The sequence below is a fragment of the Lysinibacillus sp. NPDC093216 genome (genome assembly GCF_050280325.1).
Lineage (GTDB): Bacteria > Bacillota > Bacilli > Bacillales_A > Planococcaceae > Lysinibacillus.
Window position 1 is genome coordinate 57,711 of sequence record NZ_JBNNVB010000028.1, and the last position, 15,625, is coordinate 73,335.

At 34.5% G+C, this 15,625-nt stretch carries 16 protein-coding genes; 7 read left to right on the forward strand and 9 right to left on the reverse strand.

Annotated features, from left to right (window positions below; translation table 11 throughout):
• Positions 1-169: 169 nt before the first annotated feature.
• On the reverse strand, positions 170-862 hold the full coding sequence (locus ACQKOG_RS22520) for an SDR family oxidoreductase (RefSeq protein WP_370080189.1): 693 nt from the start codon (positions 860-862) through the stop codon (positions 170-172).
• 604 nt (positions 863-1,466) lie between these two features.
• Between ACQKOG_RS22520 and ACQKOG_RS22525 the strand changes: the two genes are divergently transcribed.
• On the forward strand, positions 1,467-1,766 hold the full coding sequence (locus ACQKOG_RS22525; protein WP_370080191.1) for a DUF2089 family protein: 300 nt from the start codon (positions 1,467-1,469) through the stop codon (positions 1,764-1,766).
• Positions 1,766-2,065: a hypothetical protein gene (locus ACQKOG_RS22530; RefSeq protein WP_370080193.1), complete on the forward strand. Its 300-nt coding sequence runs from the start codon at positions 1,766-1,768 to the stop codon at positions 2,063-2,065. Before ACQKOG_RS22525 ends, ACQKOG_RS22530 begins: the two co-directional genes overlap by 1 nt.
• A 188-nt stretch (positions 2,066-2,253) precedes the next feature.
• Here the strand turns inward: ACQKOG_RS22530 and ACQKOG_RS22535 are convergent, their stop codons facing one another.
• Positions 2,254-3,177 carry a serine hydrolase domain-containing protein gene (locus tag ACQKOG_RS22535; RefSeq protein ID WP_427448306.1) on the reverse strand — a complete coding sequence of 308 codons (924 nt, stop codon included), beginning with the start codon at positions 3,175-3,177 and terminating at the stop codon, positions 2,254-2,256.
• Between the two features lie 513 nt (positions 3,178-3,690).
• On the opposite strand from ACQKOG_RS22535, the gene ACQKOG_RS22540 reads away from it, so the two are divergent.
• The 4 genes from ACQKOG_RS22540 (at position 3,691) to ACQKOG_RS22555 (ending at position 5,916) form a co-directional block, all read left to right on the forward strand.
• On the forward strand, positions 3,691-4,779 hold the full coding sequence (locus ACQKOG_RS22540) for a hypothetical protein (protein WP_370080197.1): 1,089 nt from the start codon (positions 3,691-3,693) through the stop codon (positions 4,777-4,779).
• 5 nt (positions 4,780-4,784) lie between these two features.
• Positions 4,785-5,174: a hypothetical protein gene (locus ACQKOG_RS22545; RefSeq protein WP_370080199.1), complete on the forward strand. Its 390-nt coding sequence runs from the start codon at positions 4,785-4,787 to the stop codon at positions 5,172-5,174.
• A 125-nt stretch (positions 5,175-5,299) separates the two neighbouring features.
• Positions 5,300-5,632 (forward strand): hypothetical protein, encoded by a 333-nt coding sequence (locus ACQKOG_RS22550; RefSeq protein WP_370080201.1) that lies wholly within the window; start codon positions 5,300-5,302, stop codon positions 5,630-5,632.
• Positions 5,633-5,766: 134 nt separating this feature from the next.
• Positions 5,767-5,916: a hypothetical protein gene (locus ACQKOG_RS22555; protein WP_370080203.1), complete on the forward strand. Its 150-nt coding sequence runs from the start codon at positions 5,767-5,769 to the stop codon at positions 5,914-5,916.
• Positions 5,917-6,220: 304 nt separating this feature from the next.
• On the opposite strand, the gene ACQKOG_RS22560 is transcribed toward ACQKOG_RS22555, so the two are convergent.
• The 6 genes from ACQKOG_RS22560 to ACQKOG_RS22585 all read right to left on the reverse strand — a co-directional run bounded on the left by ACQKOG_RS22560 (position 6,221) and on the right by ACQKOG_RS22585 (position 12,504).
• The gene (locus ACQKOG_RS22560; protein WP_370080205.1) at positions 6,221-7,426 is read right to left on the reverse strand and encodes an EAL domain-containing protein; all 1,206 of its coding nucleotides are present in this window, start codon (positions 7,424-7,426) and stop codon (positions 6,221-6,223) included.
• A 477-nt stretch (positions 7,427-7,903) separates the two neighbouring features.
• Positions 7,904-9,007, reverse strand: coding sequence for a hypothetical protein (locus tag ACQKOG_RS22565; protein WP_370080316.1), 1,104 nt, complete (start codon positions 9,005-9,007; stop codon positions 7,904-7,906).
• A gap of 14 nt (positions 9,008-9,021) precedes the next feature.
• Positions 9,022-10,338: an SPFH domain-containing protein gene (locus ACQKOG_RS22570; RefSeq protein WP_402872740.1), complete on the reverse strand. Its 1,317-nt coding sequence runs from the start codon at positions 10,336-10,338 to the stop codon at positions 9,022-9,024.
• 410 nt (positions 10,339-10,748) lie between these two features.
• Positions 10,749-11,123, reverse strand: a complete 375-nt coding sequence (locus ACQKOG_RS22575) for a DUF423 domain-containing protein (RefSeq protein WP_370080209.1) — start codon at positions 11,121-11,123, stop codon at positions 10,749-10,751.
• A gap of 11 nt (positions 11,124-11,134) precedes the next feature.
• Positions 11,135-11,560, reverse strand: a complete 426-nt coding sequence (locus tag ACQKOG_RS22580; RefSeq protein WP_427448307.1) for an acyl-CoA thioesterase — start codon at positions 11,558-11,560, stop codon at positions 11,135-11,137.
• Between the two features lie 788 nt (positions 11,561-12,348).
• On the reverse strand, positions 12,349-12,504 hold the full coding sequence (locus tag ACQKOG_RS22585) for a hypothetical protein (protein WP_427448308.1): 156 nt from the start codon (positions 12,502-12,504) through the stop codon (positions 12,349-12,351).
• Positions 12,505-13,130: 626 nt separating this feature from the next.
• Here ACQKOG_RS22585 and ACQKOG_RS22590 point away from each other — a divergent pair.
• Positions 13,131-13,391 carry a DUF7669 domain-containing protein gene (locus ACQKOG_RS22590; RefSeq protein WP_427448309.1) on the forward strand — a complete coding sequence of 87 codons (261 nt, stop codon included), beginning with the start codon at positions 13,131-13,133 and terminating at the stop codon, positions 13,389-13,391.
• 435 nt (positions 13,392-13,826) lie between these two features.
• Here ACQKOG_RS22590 and ACQKOG_RS22595 read toward each other — a convergent pair whose 3' ends face one another.
• Positions 13,827-15,221: a hypothetical protein gene (locus tag ACQKOG_RS22595; protein ID WP_427448310.1), complete on the reverse strand. Its 1,395-nt coding sequence runs from the start codon at positions 15,219-15,221 to the stop codon at positions 13,827-13,829.
• Positions 15,222-15,625: the final 404 nt, after the last annotated feature.

Below are 15,625 nucleotides of genomic sequence, written 5' to 3' on the forward strand. Positions count from 1 at the left end.
CTCCTATCTGTACTTTCAATTTTCATAGTACAAGATAGATATTTCAATTTTCATCGAAATATAGATTGCGTTTTAAGACATATACTTTACCTTAGCAATTTAAATATTAAATGAAATGGAAAATGACCAGGCTCAACATTAATTGAAGTGCCTGGTCATATCCATTTCGTTATCGTTTATTTTTAATAACAACCTCAGTTACTGCTAACGCTTTTCTCGGTTTAATATTCTCCATAATAATATCCGCGATGTCATTAGGATTCATTAATGTCTTAGTTTTTTCCTCAGTAAATATCCCGTCCCAAAATTCTGTGCTCATACCACCCATGTATACAGCACATACATGAATAGATGTTTCACTTAATTCTAGTGCTAGACTCTCTGTAAATCCACGTACACCAAATTTACTAGCACAATAAACAGATTCCGTTACTTTTCCTTCTAGACCAGCTGTAGAAACGATATTGACGATTGTTCCTTCATTGCGTTCTTTCATACCTTTTAGCACTTCTTGTGCGCAAAAAATTGTTCCTTTTAGGTTAATATCAATCATTTGATGAACTGAATCCTCATTCAAGTTTTCAGCTTTATCAAAATAGCCAACACCAGCATTATTAATAAATAACTGAATTGATCCAAAATCCTCTTGGATAGAATGAATTACTTGAGCGACCATTTGTTTCGAAGTAACATCAACCTCATAAATAGAATAGCCATTGGTTAAAGCTTTAGCCGTAACCTCAAGCTTTGATTTCGTTCGACCGAGTAAACAAATGTGATTGCCTAAAGACGAATATTTTTTAGCAAGTGCTGCACCTAAACCACTGCCAGCCCCTGTTATAACAACGATATTTTTGCTCATATTAATCATCCTCTCTCACAGTTAATTATACCAGAATAGGAACTCCTATCAATAAGAGGAACGTTTTTTTGAAAAATATCAACCAAGAATGTTTCAAAAGGTATTACGTCAGGGATAATTTTAAACTTTGTTAAACTAACATGGCTTGACTTAAATATTCGATTCGCGAAATCTCAAAACAAACCGACAGAGATCAATTCTACACATTCTGTAGATTGAATCCGTCTTTATATATTAACAGCAACAATCTTTGAGAAAAGCTGTTGCTTATGGTTTGGCTATATTCTTCAACTAAACCAGCTAATAGTTTGTCTATTTACAATCACTCTTCAACTCCCATGAAAGAACTTAATCATCTTTCATTTTCTGTGGTGAAGTGCTGATTTTTGTGCTTCATGGATGGCTAACGGGTGTTTTTATCGAAATCCCTTCCTTTGTTGATAATAAAAAAATAAACGACAAACCTAACATTAACCTAACGAAAAATTTCCGTGTCTTAAAAAGCGATTAGCTTAAAATAACCTTAAAACAAATGAATAATGTTAATGTATACTTGAATTTTATTTAACCATTATTTAATATTATTAAAAAGGGAGGGGAAAATGTGAACCGTGATGAAGTACCAGCTTGGATTTTGTCTTTAGATAAAGAATCTGTTGAATTTATAAGAAAATTTATAATTAATTCTGGGTCTTTAAAGAATATATCTAAAATTTATGGTGTATCATATCCGACAGTAAGGACTAAATTAGATACATTAATTAAAAAAATTGAACTGAATAGCAAAACAGAAGACGTCGAGTTTGTAAATATGATTAAAAATTTGGTAATTGATGAACGGTTGAGTTTAGAGACGGCAAAATTGATTATTGATAAATATAAAGACGAAAGGAATGAAGGATAATGGATCCAATGTATAAATGGTTAATAGCCATTTTAATAGCCATAGTAATATTAGGAACTCAATTTTATTTATCTAGAAGAACTAACGTTTACTGGGGAGCAATTGTACCAGTTGTGTATTTAGTTATTATTTTTGGATGGTGGTATAACGGAATGGATAATTTCAATACTTATACACTCTTTAAGGTTGCAGTTGTTGGTCCAGCAGTTTTATTAGGAATCTGGGCTAGAGGAAGAGAATCTCTAAAAAATAAAAGAAAAAAAGAATTAGAAAAAATGAAGTTACATGATATAAATTGAGGAACATAAAAATTTAGAGCATATTTGAAGATTGTTGCTATTAAAACATAAAAACTGAGTTAATCTACAAAATGTGTAGAATCAACTCTGTTTTTATGTTTGATATTTCGTAAATCGAATATTTAACTAAAGCGCCCGATTGTGGAATATCAAGATAGTGATTCCTCCTTTTCATTTGTTTAAATGTCTCATTCATCCTTCCAACTACGTAAAAGTTCTTCGAAAAAGAGTTTCGGTGCAGAGGAATGGTCATCTTGTAGATAGCTTTTTGCCACAGCCATAATATTTAACTTCGGAACAATAAATATATATTGTCCGTATAAGCCATTGGCATAGTAATATTCAATTTTGTTGTTACTATTAGTAATTTCACAAGTCCATAGCTGATAACCATAACCATATCCAGCTGTTCTGTCTTCTTCTGCTTCAAATTGTTTATATGGTTTTTTTGCCTCGTGGATCCAGTTAGATGAAATCACTTGATTTGATTTAAATTGCCCTTCGTTAAGTAATAAAAATCCAAACTTCACCATGTCTTCTAAATTTAATGAAATACTAAAACCACCCTCGTGAATTCCTTGCGGGTCCTTTACCCATATGTATTTTTTTATCCCTAATGGATGGAATAGAAATTCTTCAGCAAATGAGGCGGTAGAACCTCCAGAAACTTTTTGGATGATCGCGCTTAGTAAATGAGAGTTTCCACTATTATATTCAAAGGTTGAACCTGGTCTATATATAACTGGTTGTTCTAGTATGAATTTAACCCAGTTTTTTGAACTTTGGAATTTTCCTACTTGTAACCCCGAAGTCATAGTCAGCAAATGAAATAATGTGATTTCCTCTTTCATTGGGTCATTGAACTCTACTATTTCCGGAAAGTAGTTATAAATAGGTTCATGAATGTTTTTTATTAGCCCTTTATCGACCATAATTCCAATTAATATAGACACAATACTTTTTGTAATGGAATAAACCTTTGTCGGATTTTTTACGACTTTTTTATTCTTTAAATATTCAAAGATCCGTGTATTTCCTTTATAAATGACAAAACCTTCAATTTTAATCTTCTTCACTTTCTTCTCTAACTCATTAAAAGATATTTCACTCATACATATAATCCCTCCTCCACTAAATTGCGTCATTAGTTTATGTACATCAGTTTATAATTTAACCTAAATTTTAACATAAATTCATTAATTTTATCAAAGGAGTTATTCAATTAAATGGCCCGATTGTTGAACACAACTTAAACAACACTGTTAAACTAACCTACTCCGTAGTTGAATAGCGCAATCATTTCAAAAACAGCCTAAAAAAAAGATGAGAGCACTTAATAAAAGCACCCACTTTTTGGAAGCCATACAAAATGAATTGAAAACTAATACCAACTACTCCCTAATCAGTAGTAGTTATTTCTTTTAAAAACCTCAGACAACAAATGAGAATAAAGAACTATAATATTTTTATTCATTTCGACGCATAAAAGTTCCATTTCATTCTTACTTCCATGTCAATCAACACTTTTATGTTATTTTTTGGGTATTCAATACATATACTATTATATTTATTAATAAAATGACATAATTTCATCGAACACAGAATATAATTCTGGAGGGTGTTAAATGAATACAATTAAATCTTTAATTTTCCCCCAAGACTTGCATAAATTAAGCAAAACTCATCTCAAAGAGATTTGTAATAAAATGACTTTAGAAACAACCGGCAATGTAAATGAATTAGCAAGTAGAGTTTGGGACTCTTTTGAGCATATTGAAGGCGATGTTCTTAAAATGATAAGCAATAATATTTTCTCTGGAGCAGTTTCTTTAGCTTGGTACCAGGCAACAAATAAAACTGATTTAACAGGATTTAAACAAAGTATAATTAATAAAATGCCATTTAACCCTTTCGAAACAGTAGTTACACCAAATAGCAAAAATGTTCCTACTGATCCTACCATTATTGCTGCAGCTGAAATCCAAGATTCACAAGCATATTATTTAAGATTTATTCATAGAACTGGGGTTAATGTTGATTACTATTTAACTAACCGAAGAGAATACATTAAGCATGAAATTACAACAGTTTATATAGATGAAAGTACGGGAATAATTGAAGTACGAGCAAGTTCAGCTGTTGCAAAAAAAATTATTGCTTTGTTAACTAAAATTGTCGAGGATGAATACGAATTCAAACAGTATGATTTGTTAGAGAAATACGGGGGTACTCTTGAGTCTTTAGCTGATAACCTTCAAGGAAGGCTTATTGATGCTACAGGAAGACCAGCAGGATCAGTAAATACATTTGAAGAAACACAGGGTCAATCAATTGTGAGTATACTTTCTGCAATTGACGAATACTATACTAGTGGTGAATTATCAGTTCTAGAGCAAAATTTAAATAGCGAAGATATTACTGGCATTTTAGAAACAACACCTTTTACGTTGTTACTTTTAAGTGGTCTTGAAACAATAGGATTAGGTAGTATTAGAGAACTACGAGGTTTACCATTATACAATTATTTAGAACCTTACCTATCCAAACAAAAAGGATCTATACTATTTGAACATAGTATTGGTGGAGTCAAACAAGAATATTCTATTCGAATCGGCGTTAATACAAAAACATTTAAGTTCAATGTATTTGCGTCTGAACCTGTATTGGATTATATTAGAGAAAAATTGATTTACCAAATTTATTCTGCGAGGTAAAAGTATTGAGCAATTTAAAGCCATGGGAAATTTCTCAAAAAATAGATAATGCACTTGAGGCAATTGCTATCAGTAAGATTGAAAAATTTTACCATAGTTATATTGCAAAAATAACTAACTTACCTCTTGGAGTAGTTATTGATACATTATCTGAATTAGAAAAAAAAGAAGCGCTCGTTATAAAATTAGAATTTCAATGCGAGGAATGTAGTAGAAGTATTTTAACTGCTAATAAATCTGAACTTGAAAATATTGATTCCATTCCTTGCAAGTATTGTGGTACAGAAAATTACTTCGATCCTTTAAACGCTATTCCAATAATCGAATTAAGTGATGATTTCAGACAAAGTTTTTCAAAAAAAAAATTAATAACAAAACGGAAAATGTCGGGTTAAGTAAACAAAATAAACCTGAGAGTTTAAGAGAAATTATCGATATTTTAGCCGAAGAAAATTCCGATCAATTATTAGAGAAAGTATCCAAGCTTGGGAAAGTTACTATTATCTTAGGAGATGGTTATATGGGTGATTCTAGTAAATATGGTGGTTTAACTTTTGGAGAAAACAAAGGTAATATAACTATTGAAAACAATGGTACACTCAATCAAGGGATAGCTAGCTTGCCTAATGACATTATCAATGCTTTACAACAGCTTCACGATGAAATTCAACACCTAGCTGAAGAACAACGAGAGATTGCAGAAGCTAATTTTGAACTCCTTCAAACTCATATAGAAAATGGAGATAAAGAGAAAGCTAAAAAACCATTAGAGAAATTAACTAGTATACTAGGTGTTATTAGCTCTATTGTATCTATCGCTTCTGCTTTAGGACTTGGAATTCCTTTAAAATAATAAGAGACTAAACAGGGGTACAAATTATTTTTGTACCCCTTAAATATAATTGTAAAAACAAAGCCTCCAGAAGAAAACGAGTCGATCAATGGCGTGAATATTTCTATTGTGAGTCACTGTCAGCGGATGTTCTAGTGGAAAAGGGTCATAAACGTACTTCAAAACGAGGGTCAAATAAAGGCAATGACAACATTATTAGTAATGGTTCTATTATGAAAGATCTACAACTACAAGTGCAAACAGGTATTTTCGGCACTGAAACAGGCATGATTAATTTACAATAATTAACAGAAGAAAGCCACTCATTATTTTTAAAATGAGTGGCTTTTCTTTAATTTTTTTTAACGTTATCTGTATGTATATGAATAACACGATTATTACTAACAAGAATCAAAACATTTTCTAGTTCTGCTATCATAATATGTTCTATTGCATATCTGATTTTCCATTCTTGAACAAAATCAAAACGATTAGAGTTCTAAAATTCTTTCATCATTGTGATTCTCTTTTTACTCAAATTTCGGGTACAAAGTGGGGTACAAGTTAATCTTGTACCCATTAAACCTTGATATATAAGCATTTGTAGTACTATCTAAATATATTATGTTCGTATAGGTAATCATACGAAAGATCGACAAACAAATATTCATGCTCGTTAATAGCAATAGAAAATGTTCTTGTAATTTCCCCTGTCTCGATATCTCGATATAGCTCTGAGATTTCTCCGCTTTGATCGTTGCGCATTTTAATGATTGTTTGTAGGAAGTATGGGCGCCAACTCCAGTTTTTATTGATGGCTCTTGGCTGCAATTCCCACTGTCCATCTATACGCATTACGTTTGGAGAAAGTTGGAAGCCGTCTTCATTACAAATATATACTCGGAACGAATAACTATCCAATAGCTGCGCTAAATGCTCTAAAAGTGTGGTGTTGTCACTAGAAGGTTTGACACGATGGACAATCGCTTCTAGCTCCTCTCTCAGCTTTTTCAACTCGAAATATTGCGCCTCTAGAATTTTCTTTTCAGAGGTAATAAACTGCTGGCACTCTTCCTTAAAACGTTCCTTTAAAATATCCTTCTCTACGAATGTTATTGCAGGGTTTGCCAAGTATCGCCCCTGATAAAATCGGCCTCCATTCTTCCAAGCAAACTGCAATTGATACACAGTTTCGATTCCTTCGAATAAAAGATTTGCGCCAATTTTATAAGCAAGACTACCTATTGCTGATATCATATCAGACTGTGCAGACCAAGAATCATAATTTAAGTCTTGAATATTGACCTTTAAAATTTGTGGTGATAATAAAGCAATGTGCTCTAAATGACTCTCCGCTCCCACTTCCTGAACGGCAATTTTGACACCAAAAGTCGTAAAGTAACGTACTGCATGGTGCAGCTTTTGAATATCACCTAAAAAACGATGCTCAGAAACAACTAATACAATACGATGTAAATCCTCTTCACTTATATATTGTTGAATAATATTAAAATGACTTTCACCAAAATCCTGCATCAATAAGTTCGGATTACTAGGAATATAAATATCAATATCTTGCCCGATTTCTTCTACTTTGGCTAATGCAGCATGTAGAATTTTATGTTCCATATCAATACGATACTCTTCTGGAATATCTTCATTATTCACAAAATCTTTTAAATTAATTTGTTGATCCTCGATTTGTAACTGTCCGGAAATTTCGTAGGCAATCACCGTATGCGCATCCGCGCTAAAAATAGGTTGAAAATACCCATGTATTTGATCTAAATTTGTTAAAACTTCAATTGCATCCATTGTCGAAACCTCCATACATGATGTTATCCAAGAATAACATTACATTCGCAGCTCATTACATGAAAAAAGCTCTCTGACTGTATAATAATTTGTTTAAAGAAAATTGGCAACTTCACATGGCGTTATTTTATGGAATAAATCTGTTCTGAAATTTAACAAACTTCCACCTAACTGATTTATTTTTTTCTGACAATTCATCACTAATAACGATTTTCTCGCAAAATAGGTTGCTTAAGTACGCTTATTTTTATTTAGCGTCACTCTTTATGCATTCACTAAATTTTTCATGTATTGCTGTGTAAAAAAACTCCCTCAGAATTCCTTTATCATTATAACTTATGCAACAATTCAATGTGAAAGCCAAGATAACTAAAGTTTTTCATCCTATATCCTAAAATAATTCAGCCGTTCACCCACTACAGTAAAAAAGCAGTATTCCAAAGTATGGATTATACCCTACAGGAATACTGCTCATGACTATTCTGACATAAAGAAATACCAAATAATCGCAATTGTAATTAAAGATAGAATAACAGCAATTGTTACACGAAGTGGTGAAATTGGGGCATCCCCACCTACTCGACCTGTTTGTCCATTTACCATAAATCGATAAATTTTCTCTTTGTAACGGAATGAAGAAAGCCAAATCGGCAACATTAGATATTTGTATGTAATATCATCATGAGTTGTTGAGAAATGTAAATTGGATACTACATCCGCATTATGTTCCCAACGTATTTTTGAGGTAATTTGTGCATTCAGATGATTAGAAATTTCCCTCTTCGCCTGACTCCACCCGTCCTGTAAACCAATACTGTAGCGTTCTGATAAAAATCCTGATACATATTCCGGCTTATAGGCTTTATTATTGAGTAAATTAAAGGGTTCTATTTTTCTCATCATATTACGATCATAACGGATTGTCGCACTTATTAAATGATCATCAATAAATTCCTGATAAAAACCACTTGTAGAATACCAGTCTGTTTCAGTTCGAGTATTTCCATCTTTATCTGTAACTGTGCGATGTCTACCGTATCTTGCAGAATACCTTGAGCTTGTTTTCGTGTCAAAGGTCCAATAAGGAAGATAAACCCCTTTAAATGAATCAGGCTTTGCACTATCCTTTGCTGCTCTCGGTGTAAACCATTTTCCCTTAATCCAACTTTTGAAGTTCTCTCCCGCTTGCTTATCTGTTATTTCAAATGCGCATACTCCGTTCGGGGCTAGCGTATTTTCAGCACTAGCCTCCATAACCTGATTAGAACCACAGTATGGGCAACTATCAGCTACCTGTAATGCATCATAAATCGTTTCTGCCGCACAGGATTTACAAATGACTGTTTTTTTCTCAACACCCCAGTTAAAATTCCCACGTTCTTCAGCCATTGCAAAATCCATTTCCTGGGCAACTTTTTCCTCTTGCTTCTCTGGGGCTGCAATTTCAGTTTCATAGCCACAATAAGGACATGTCAGTTTTCCAGTTGCTGGGTTAAATTCAATAGATGCACTACATGATGGACACTCAGCGTCAAAATCAAGCTTTACTTGTTTAGCATTTTCAGCATCTTGAGTTGGCATCATTAGTCATCTCCTTACTTAACATCATTCTCATCAAACACATCGCCACACTCTGGACAGAATTTTGGTGGGTTTGCAGGATCTTCTGGCAGCCAACCACATTTATCACAAACGTATTGTAATGCTCCTGAAGGTTTTTTAGCACCACATTCGCTACAGAATTTGCCTTTGTTGACAGCACCACAAGTACAAGTCCATCCTTCCTCAGCAGGTTTTGGTGTCCCACAATTTGAGCAGAATTTACCAGTGTTTTCGTTGCCACATGCACATTTCCATGTATCTGAATTCATCGGTGTTTGACCTTGCTGAGCTGCCTGTTTATTTTGCTCATTCATTTGGTAAAGCTGTCCTGCATTAACTCCTCCTGCTTGTGTCGCCATGTTCATGCCCATAAATCCTGCCATTGCTCCGCCATCATTATTGGCTGCTGCAATCATTGCTTCCGCCTGAGCACCTGTTAAATGAGCTGCAGCCATACCCGGGTCACGCATCACTGCATTTCGTTGTAGTTGTTTAATCATTGCTTCATCTTCTTCTGATGCTTTTAAAGAACTAATGCCAAAGGATACAATTGCTAAACCACGAGTCGCTAGCCATTTCTCCGATAACACTTTATTAAGGGCATCTGCTAGAGCAACCGTATGTGCAGGAATTTCACTATAGCGTACCCCGCTTGCTGAAATATGTGCGAAAGCCGGCTGTAACGCAGTCATTAATTCCGTTTTTAATTGGCTATCGATTGCATCTCTTGTAAATTCACGCTCAACGTTTCCACATACATTTGTATAGAATAGTAATGGATCAACAATTTTATAAGAATATTCGCCATGGCAACGAATAGCAATATCAATATCTAGGCCGATGTTACGGTCGATAACACGGAAAGGAATCGGTGCTGGTGTCCCATATTTATTGCCTACGATTTCTTTTTTATTAAAATAGTACACACGCTGATCCTTTGCAGGTTCTCCGCCAAATGTGAAGCGTTTACCAATCTGCTTGAATGTTTCCTTTATACCTTCGGACAAATCATTGTCATACATTATCGAAGGCTCTGTGGATGTATCATAAACATACTCACCAGACTCCGCAGAAAACTCCACTACTTTCCCTTGCTCGACAATCATCATACATTGCCCTTCATTAATAGCAATAATAGAACCATTACTAATAATGTTGTCATTGCCTTTATTTGAACCTCGTTTTGAAGTACGTTTATGACCCTTTTCCACTAGAACATCCGCTGACAGTGACTCACAATAGAAATATTCACGCCATTGATCTTCTAGAACACCTGCTAATGCGCCAACTCCTGCTTTTAATAAACCCATATTTATTCCCACCTTCAACTTATATACTTAAGATTTATTTTATCATATCAATTATGCCTCGGCTTAATTACGTCCGGATTCGGCTTTGTCCTTAGACCTGCATGAGGGCTGACACGATATCGGTCATTTCGGTATTGCCACAGGAGTGTAGCGTTTTTACCAATGCAGGCCAGTTAGCCATTATCTCATGAACGCGATAATTTTAGGCTATCATCCAATATGAACTCCTTTCCGAATCAGTGACATTCGCCGAAAGAAGTTAAAATTAATCTAATCATTATGTAGTACGCATAAAAAGGATAATTTGTTTCATTTTTTTAAACTTCTCTATAAAAAGAGATAGCTCCAAAGGAACTACCTCTATCGTATTGTAAATACTATATCGTTTTTTTAGTGAATCTTAGCGTTTCTTAAGATAATGCGGTAATAGCCACAAGCACCCAGGCAACGATAAATAACAGACCGCCGATTGGGGTAATCGCTCCAAGCTTTTTCACACCTGTAACAGCTAATACATATAAACTACCTGAGAAAAACACAATACCTGCCAACATTAAATAGCCTGCCCAAGAAAGCATACTAGAAGCTCCTAAAAGGGCTTCACTCGATAAAATACCAAGCACAAGTAAACCTATTGAATGATACATATGGTATTGCACCGCAGTTTCCCAAACGGTAGCGTAGTATGGTGACGCAAATTTATCTTTTAATGCATGTGCTCCAAAAGCGCCTAGCACGACACCAAGACAAGCCATAATTGCACCGATTGCCAATAAAAGTTCCATGTATGATTCTCCTATTTCGTTTCGCGTGCGATTTCTTTATATTTCGCATCCCATGCAGGATCAATTTTACTTAAGGATACCGGACGTAACGTATCTTTTTGAGCTAGAATATGTACGGACTGAGCAGTAGCTGCAATCGTGCCATTTTCATGTAAAATTTCATAGCCATATGTTGTACGTAAACGATCGTGTTTTTCCACCCATGTACGGACCGTTGCCACTTGGCCATAATGCATAGCAGCCTTATAAGAAATGGATAAATCCATCACTGGCGATACATAACCGTCTTTCTCTAATTCAGCATACTCAAAGCCTGCATCATTAACTAACTGAGAACGGCCTATCTCCATCCAAATGATATAGTTCGCATGATACACCACGCCCATTTGGTCGGTCTCAGCATATCGAATTTCGATTTGTTTTTCACTAACAAACATTTTCTTCACCTCGTCCTACATTATAGCGTAAAAATATTGGTTTGGCGGGGTTTTTGCTTTATTGATTACTAAAATAGAAAAAATTTGTTTTTACAAAATATGAAGTTTCATAAAAAAACCAATTGGTAATAAATAGTTGTTTCCGTTTTCACCCGCTGTGCCCCACTTAATTGGGGTACAAATTGGGGTAGACAAAAATAAAATTATTTAACACCGGGCAGGTGCAAATGATAAAAAAGAAAAAAGTCACTAAAAAAGTAATGTAGTGACTTAGACCAAGTTATTCCTAAATTCATCTAGACTTACATTATTTAGTTACCTATCATTAAAAATGAGGTGATACTTTGTCAGGCATTTTTAAATTTACAAAATACATTCTTATATTCATTTCTGCGATTCAGTTAATTAGGTTCAATCCAGAATATTTAGAACCCATACTTCTATATGAATATCTTATATTTATAGGACTTTTTATTATACTTGGTGTAATGGATGATTTCTTTAAACCTAGTAAAAGAACAAATATTTTATTACGTATAGCCATTATCATTTGTTCTCTTGCTTTATTGATTACATCAATCTCTTTTAAATCCACTTCTACAATTATTTTTTCAATAGTAATGCTTATTGCAATTTGTTTCTCAATATTTTTAGAAATTAAGCAAAAGGAAGATTAACACCTTTTGCTTTTATCCCTCCCCACTAAATTGTTTTCTCCACTCTTCATAACTCATGAACGATACTGCAACACTTGGCGGCTTTACCTGTTTATAAGCTTTGTTAAAAGCTTACCTGTAAGTTAGCCCTAAGTCAAACATATAAGCATCGATTCGAGTAGCTAATTGCTTTTGGTACGTATCATCCATGTAATCCTTGCCTCTACGGTACTCTGGCAACTTTCCATTGACCATGTAAATCGTATGACAACGACATTGTATATCCATCGATGCAACGCCCCATAACCTCGGAGCTTTTGATTTCCATGATCCGTAATGGTAGTAGCCATCTATATTCTCTCTCTTTGAAATTCTTTAATTCCTAAAGTTAACATAAATAAACCTAAGAAGAATATCATTAGGAAGTTCAGCTGGTAATCACGTGTGATAAGTTCATAAGCCGATAGAGATATTACTATGATTGCAAAAACAATTTGTAAAATTTTCAACATACCTTTCCACTCCTCTTTAAATTTCATTTTTATTTATCATACATTAACAAAGAGGTCGTGGAAATGACTGTAAATTTTTAGCCTTTTATATTAATTAAGATACCTAATCTCTTAAAAACTATGGGCCGGCGAGTTTGTCGTGCTCCGAACTAGTCTGCCAAGCGCAGATCGGTCGTCGGTCTGTCTCTCCCTAATATTTAGGATTTCATAAATACCAAGGGAGGAAAACCCTTGCTATCCTACCTCCGATTTCACACTACCAATTGTTTAAAATGATACGTTTGGAACATCTGTAACACCTATTCATCTAATCACATCGCACAAATCATACCTCTCCAATTACTTACGCATTTATCTAAAATCTGTTAGATTATTCTCAAATACATTTAAGAGGTGATGAAATTGTTAACTGAAAAGAAAACATGTCGAGACGAATTACTAATTGCTATTCAAAAATTAATTGATTCGAAAGGTAAGAATGAATTTTCTATTAAGGAAGTTATTATTTTCATGAATAGTCTAGGGACTAAATTTAAAAAAGGTACTATAGAAAATCATGTTAGATATAGATGTTGTGCTAATGCTACAAAACGTTATCATGCAAGTAATTATGATGATTTATTAAAATTAAGAAAAGGCTTTTATTCTTTAATAATAAGATAATGTGAAGCAACCCGAAGGTCACTTCATCATCGTATCAATTAATCGTTCTCTTACTCGTTGTAAGCTTGTATTGCTCATATTTAGGCCCCAATCCAACGGAAAAGCATACCTTCTAGCAACCAGTAAAGTACCTCTTGCTCGAAGTCGCCGGTTAGGATTTCAATATAAATCTTCTGTTAGCTCTCTAATTTTCACCTTTTTTATTCGTTTCTCTAAGTGGTCAATATATTCATTTAGCCATTGTTTATGTTCCAAGAATTGTATCCCTTCCATCTTATCAATAAGTTGTTTATAAAATAACTGTTGTTCTATTGCCCTAGCAGCCAAGAGGGAAACTGCCCGACACTCACTTTTCAGAGCAAAAAAAACAGTCACGCTCAAATGAACGTGACTTAATGTTTCTATTTCAGACCAGGTAATATACTTAATTAGATATTACTGCCCGTTTGTCACTGTTTGGATACCACGTTGAAGAAGTCCGGCTAAACCAGATAATGTACGATGTCCAGCTGCTTCACCTCGTCGGCCAAAAGCAACGATTGAAGAAGTTGTCCCCATTTCAACTGTACTTCTCCATAAACCTTCGCCAGATTCTCGTACCGCTTTATCGACTTTGTGAATGAATTCTGAATCTCCGTTATTCGCGAATGTATATAAATATCCTGTTGAATACGGATGATCATTAATTAATCCAGTAAGGTTTAAAACATCATCACTAGTTGGCGTTTGAGTCCCAAAGAATGTTTTGGCAGCCGTGAAAGTAGATCCAGATAATGTAGCTGGTGAGCCATTAGTTAATGGGACCATAGCCATCAGAGCTTTTGAACTGTTAGCAAGTACATAATTCTTGTAATAGTTGCTTAGTTTTTTAGATGAAGTAACTAGACTCGATTCAGTAAGTACATAAATATTATTTGTTGGAACAACACCATGACCTAGCCAAACAAGAGATGCACCTACATATGAATCATATCCTGATGAAACATACGGTGCTCGCAATTGTGCCCAAGTAGTACCTTTAGCACCACCACCAATTGCAATCGAAACAGAATTCGAATCAACGGCGTTACCAAAAGCGTTAATCAAATTAACTCCAGCGTTAAAGATATTTGTATAAAGAGGATCTTTTTCAACTTCAGTTTGAGAATGGCCAAGAACAACGTCATGATAGTAAGCTAAAGAACCTAACATCGCATACGTAGTATTAACAACACCATTAGCCACTTTAAAAGTTGATCCATTAGCTGTTTTGAATGAACGAATAGTTGGACTTGTTGTACCAAATGATCCCGAATCAGTTATAAGAGTTTTACCGTGACCCGAATTTTGGCAGTGATATAGTATTTTTTGATAGTGTCGAGTAAGTGCTGTATTCAAGTATGCTGCTTGTGAATCTCCTGAACCATTTACACCTAAATTATTATACGCATGAGTTGATTTACAAAGCATAGATAATGCTACTAACATAATTGGATAACCTGGATCAATTTCAACAACCCCCGCTTCCCAAGCTGTACTACCACTCGGAATTTCAATTGTGGCCTCTGTTTTAGTATGAATAGGTGTTGTATAGAAGATATTTAAGTTATTAACGATTGCACTCATCACTCGATAAGAATCTGAATGATTTGGACCAATTTTGTCGTAAAGCGTTGTCAAGAATTGAATTTGCCATCCCATGCGTTGTAAACCAACTCCCGGAACTGCTCGCCCTTCGAAAACTCGCCCCTGTGCAATTTGTGCTTCTTCAGCTCCTCTATAAGAAGAACCTTCTGGGAATTGTTCGTTAAAGAATTTTAATGCTTCGTTTACTGTGTTTAATACTGCCATTTTTTTCACCTCTCGATTCATTCATCATATTACTAATATTTAGATTTCTATACTAATTAAGTCACACAATCTCTAAATATGGGTCGGCCAAGTTTGTCGCGCTCCGAACTAGTCTGCCAAGCGCAGGTTGGTCGTCAGTCTGTCTTTCCCTAATATTAAGGAAATGCTAAATACCAGATTAGTAAAATATTATTACCTCCCCTACCCCAATTATCTCTCATTTGTTTAGTTAATGCACGAAGTAAACGAATGTAACATATGCACCGTTTGTAACATCTATCACATTTGTAACTTTTACAACATTTATTCGAGTTAATTTCATAATTCTAATCCCTTTAGCATCGGGGGTTCTGAAACAATAAAAAACGGGCACCTCCCCAAATTCGGTATAATGGTAGCGACGA

Excerpts from the sequence above, each read along its gene's own strand:
- ACQKOG_RS22520 (WP_370080189.1), bottom strand. The coding sequence starts at position 862 with ATGAGCAAAAATATCGTTGTTATAACAGGGGCTGGCAGTGGTTTAGGT.
- ACQKOG_RS22530 (WP_370080193.1), top strand. The coding sequence starts at position 1,766 with ATGGATCCAATGTATAAATGGTTAATAGCCATTTTAATAGCCATAGTA.
- ACQKOG_RS22535 (WP_427448306.1), bottom strand. The coding sequence starts at position 3,177 with ATGAGTGAAATATCTTTTAATGAGTTAGAGAAGAAAGTGAAGAAGATT.
- ACQKOG_RS22540 (WP_370080197.1), top strand. The coding sequence starts at position 3,691 with ATGAATACAATTAAATCTTTAATTTTCCCCCAAGACTTGCATAAATTA.
- ACQKOG_RS22550 (WP_370080201.1), top strand. The coding sequence starts at position 5,300 with ATGGGTGATTCTAGTAAATATGGTGGTTTAACTTTTGGAGAAAACAAA.
- ACQKOG_RS22560 (WP_370080205.1), bottom strand. The coding sequence starts at position 7,426 with ATGGATGCAATTGAAGTTTTAACAAATTTAGATCAAATACATGGGTAT.
- ACQKOG_RS22565 (WP_370080316.1), bottom strand. The coding sequence starts at position 9,007 with ATGCCAACTCAAGATGCTGAAAATGCTAAACAAGTAAAGCTTGATTTT.
- ACQKOG_RS22570 (WP_402872740.1), bottom strand. The coding sequence starts at position 10,338 with ATGGGTTTATTAAAAGCAGGAGTTGGCGCATTAGCAGGTGTTCTAGAA.
- ACQKOG_RS22575 (WP_370080209.1), bottom strand. The coding sequence starts at position 11,123 with ATGGAACTTTTATTGGCAATCGGTGCAATTATGGCTTGTCTTGGTGTC.
- ACQKOG_RS22580 (WP_427448307.1), bottom strand. The coding sequence starts at position 11,560 with ATGTTTGTTAGTGAAAAACAAATCGAAATTCGATATGCTGAGACCGAC.
- ACQKOG_RS22585 (WP_427448308.1), bottom strand. The coding sequence starts at position 12,504 with ATGGATATACAATGTCGTTGTCATACGATTTACATGGTCAATGGAAAG.
- ACQKOG_RS22595 (WP_427448310.1), bottom strand. The coding sequence starts at position 15,221 with ATGGCAGTATTAAACACAGTAAACGAAGCATTAAAATTCTTTAACGAA.